The sequence below is a fragment of the Nitrospirota bacterium genome (assembly GCA_013388455.1).
Classification (GTDB): domain Bacteria; phylum Nitrospirota; class Thermodesulfovibrionia; order Thermodesulfovibrionales; family SM23-35; genus JACAFF01.
In genome coordinates this window covers 1-3,239 of record JACAFF010000037.1, presented here as the reverse complement: position 1 = coordinate 3,239, position 3,239 = coordinate 1, and the positions used below count along the sequence as shown (strand labels likewise).

General features: G+C 32.3%; 5 protein-coding genes. All 5 read left to right on the top strand.

The window, feature by feature from the left end; translation table 11 throughout:
- On the top strand, positions 1–330 hold a 330-nt coding region (locus HXY53_08445), incomplete at its 5' end, for a DUF86 domain-containing protein (GenBank protein ID NWF76576.1).
- A gap of 312 nt (positions 331–642) precedes the next feature.
- A complete protein-coding gene (locus HXY53_08440; protein NWF76575.1) occupies positions 643–1,482 on the top strand; it encodes a CHASE2 domain-containing protein in 840 nt (279 codons plus the stop codon).
- A gap of 398 nt (positions 1,483–1,880) precedes the next feature.
- On the top strand, positions 1,881–2,585 hold the full coding sequence (locus HXY53_08435; GenBank protein ID NWF76574.1) for an HD domain-containing protein: 705 nt from the start codon (positions 1,881–1,883) through the stop codon (positions 2,583–2,585).
- A gap of 209 nt (positions 2,586–2,794) precedes the next feature.
- Positions 2,795–3,001 carry a hypothetical protein gene (locus HXY53_08430; GenBank protein NWF76573.1) on the top strand — a complete coding sequence of 69 codons (207 nt, stop codon included), beginning with the start codon at positions 2,795–2,797 and terminating at the stop codon, positions 2,999–3,001.
- 111 nt (positions 3,002–3,112) lie between these two features.
- The coding region (locus tag HXY53_08425; protein NWF76572.1) for a glycosyltransferase at positions 3,113–3,239 on the top strand (127 nt) is incomplete at its 3' end.

The following is a 3,239-nucleotide window of genomic DNA, read 5'->3' as shown; positions in this document are numbered from 1 at the left end:
GTTGCACACCAAATCGAAATAATAGGAGAAGCAACAAAAAACGTACCTAAGTCAATTAGAGATAGGTACAAAGAGTTGCCATGGCAGGATATGGCAAAAATGCGTGATAAGATTAGTCATTTTTACTTTGGAATTAATTACGAGATTGTTATGAACACGAACATACGCACAAGGGGAAATCCGATGTGCACAATCATGAGCATAAAGATAAACATGGCCCTCATGATTATAAACATCCCGGACATGAGAGAGAAATCTATAGACACAAAGATAAAAAGAAAAAAGCTAAACATACATCTAAGTAAGAAAAAGGTTTCAGGGTATTACTGAGCGGATAGCTTCGTACAATTAAAAAATATCTTTGAGGATTGTCAATTAGATAAGGAAATTAAACACAAAGCCACGAAGGCTGAAACCGTATCAGAAGATATGGGAAGATATTCGTGGCTTCCCTTTTCTTTACCTCTGGAAATTAAGATAAGGACAAATCCTTTAGCGCCTTTCGTAAAGAAGCCAGTTGCCGGGGATTAATTGAATTTCTCAGCATTGCCGGCACATTAGGTTTAATTTTCTTTATATATTATATACTATACAGATATTTCTCTTATTGAGAAGAACATTAATTTGAATAATTTATCTCCAATGAAAAAAAGATTCCTTAAAATCAGCCTTATAATAATTATCGGATATGCTTTTATCATTTTTGCAGATTATCTCGGTTTCTTTGAGGGCATCAATAATTATCTTTATGACTTATCTTTCAGATTAAGGGGTTCTATTAAACATGATGAAAGAATATTAATTGTTGCGATTGACGAAAAAACACTTTCAGAACTTGGTAGATGGCCCTTAAAAAGAAGTTATTATTCAAACCTTCTTAATTCATTAAGTGAAGCCTCAGCAATAGGATTTGATATAATTTTTTCGGAATCATCTGAAGATGATCTTTCTTTAGCAGAATCAATTAAAAGACTTGGCAAAGTGGTGCTTCCTATTTATATTAGCAAGTCAGGCGAAATAACACGACCATCAGAAGTTTTCTCATTTGCAAAAACAGGACATGTCCATGTAGAACCCTACACCGATGGAATTACCCGCAAAGTATTTCACCATATTATCTATCGTAATACTAATCTCTACTCATTCGCTTCAGTTATTTACAATATTATTATTGGGAAAGAATCCAATTCTCAATTTCATAATGCAAAAGATGACATCTTTTATAACAAGATATTTCAAACAAATTCAATGAATATAAATTTTTATGGACCTTCAGGAACTTTTAAACATATTTCTTTTGTAGATATTATAAAAAATAGATATGAAAAGGATTTTTTTAGAAATAAAATTGTTCTTGTAGGGCTGACCGCATCCGGGTTGGAAGAGCGCATTATTGTTCCGTTTACACAACAAAGAGACACAATCTCAGGGGTGGAAATCCATGCTAATATCCTCAACAATTTGTTAGATAAAATTTTATAAATATTATAGATGATAAAATATCCTGGTTTTTATCAATAATAATTTCTTCTATTCTGCTTTTTTTATTTATAAATAGTGATGAAAAAAACGCAGCAATTTTACTACTGATTACCCTTTGTATAACTTCTTTACTCACATATGTATTCTTCATATCTTTTCACTTCTGGACTCGCCCCGCTGTTTTTTTTGTTTTTTTAGGTTTTGTCTTTCTCATAGCATACTTTTTAAAACTCGATGAAGCTGTAAGGAAGCTCGATTCAAAGTACATATCTATTAATGAAAAGCTCGGGGATGATCTTGACGCAATTAAAGAAAAAATTTCACCTTCTGGATTAGTGAGTTTTCTTTCACCAAAAAATATAAATGTAAAAGTAAATCGCCTTATTCAGATAGAAAACATGTATGAAGACAAACTGGAAACAATGGTAAAGAAGCGGACAGAGGATTTGTCAAAAGCTTTATCATTAATAAATGAAATGAGCAATGAAATGATAATGCGTCTTACAAAGGCTGCTGAATCAAAAGAAGCAGGCACCGGTGAACATATAATGCGTATTGGCATGTATGCGAGAGAGATTGCTAAGTATCTTAAAATGCCCGAAGAATTCGTTGAATTAATCACTTTTGCAAGTCCCATGCATGATATTGGCAAAATAGGGATACCGGATAATATTCTTCTTAAAAAATCGAGCTTAACTGTTGAAGAATTCGATATAATTAAAACGCACACTATAATTGGTGAAAAGATTCTCTCCAAATCAACGCATCCAAAAATTATAATGTCAGCTTCAATAGCGCTAAACCATCACGAAAAATGGGATGGATCAGGGTATCCAAGAGGACTTATTGGTGAGCAAATACCCATTGAAGCAAGAATAGTTATGATATGTGATATTTATGATGCTATGAGAAGCATGCGTCCTTATAAACCTGCATTTGATCATAAAACAACATTAAAAATTATTTCCGAGGGGGATGATAGATTAAAACCATACCATTTTGATTTGGAGATTCTTAAAGCTTTTTTAAAAATCGAATCAATAATCGAATCAATATTTGAAAGCACATATAAAAAATCTAAAGATTCAAATTTAAGCACTTAAGATAACTGAAATATTCTCCAATCTACCTGTTTGCTGCTCCCGTATGCTTTTTTATCATTTATATTACAACCTTTCTTCTATCAGCAGAATCCTTCCAAAACTCACGCAACCAACTATGAAATTTTTGGTCCCGGAGACACAATTCCGCATCAAAAAGGAAGAACTGATAAAAATGGCTTTGTGTCTTTTTTACCCGATAGAAAAGGCAAGTGATAATAAATGTATATGGTGAATCAGAACATGGACTACATGGTGCCCAAATTGAAATTAATGTGAACAAGAATCTTTTCATGGAGTCTTTTAAAAAACCATTAGTTGCAAAATATACCAAAGCAAAGGAAATCAAAAAGAGGATGTTTTTTTCGATAATAGAGAGAGGGAGAAATTTTAGAAATCCTGAAGAGGATAAAGGATAGGAAATTAATGTTTCAAAACAGCTCAGAACAGAAATTGAGAAACTTAAGAGTAGATGTCTCAATTAATGGTTAAATGTTTGAACCTTTTTGTTTTATGATATATTTATTTATATGAAAGGTATAAATATTGCTCTCATCCTGCCTGCAAGGAATGAGGCTGAAACTCTGCCGAAAGTTTTACAATCTATTCCTCCAATTATCAACAATATTATTGTTGTAGATAATGGGTCAACAGATG

Coding starts and splice junctions, on each gene's coding strand:
- HXY53_08435 (NWF76574.1), top strand. CDS start 1,881: ATGTATGAAGACAAACTGGAAACAATGGTAAAGAAGCGGACAGAGGAT.
- HXY53_08440 (NWF76575.1), top strand. CDS start 643: ATGAAAAAAAGATTCCTTAAAATCAGCCTTATAATAATTATCGGATAT.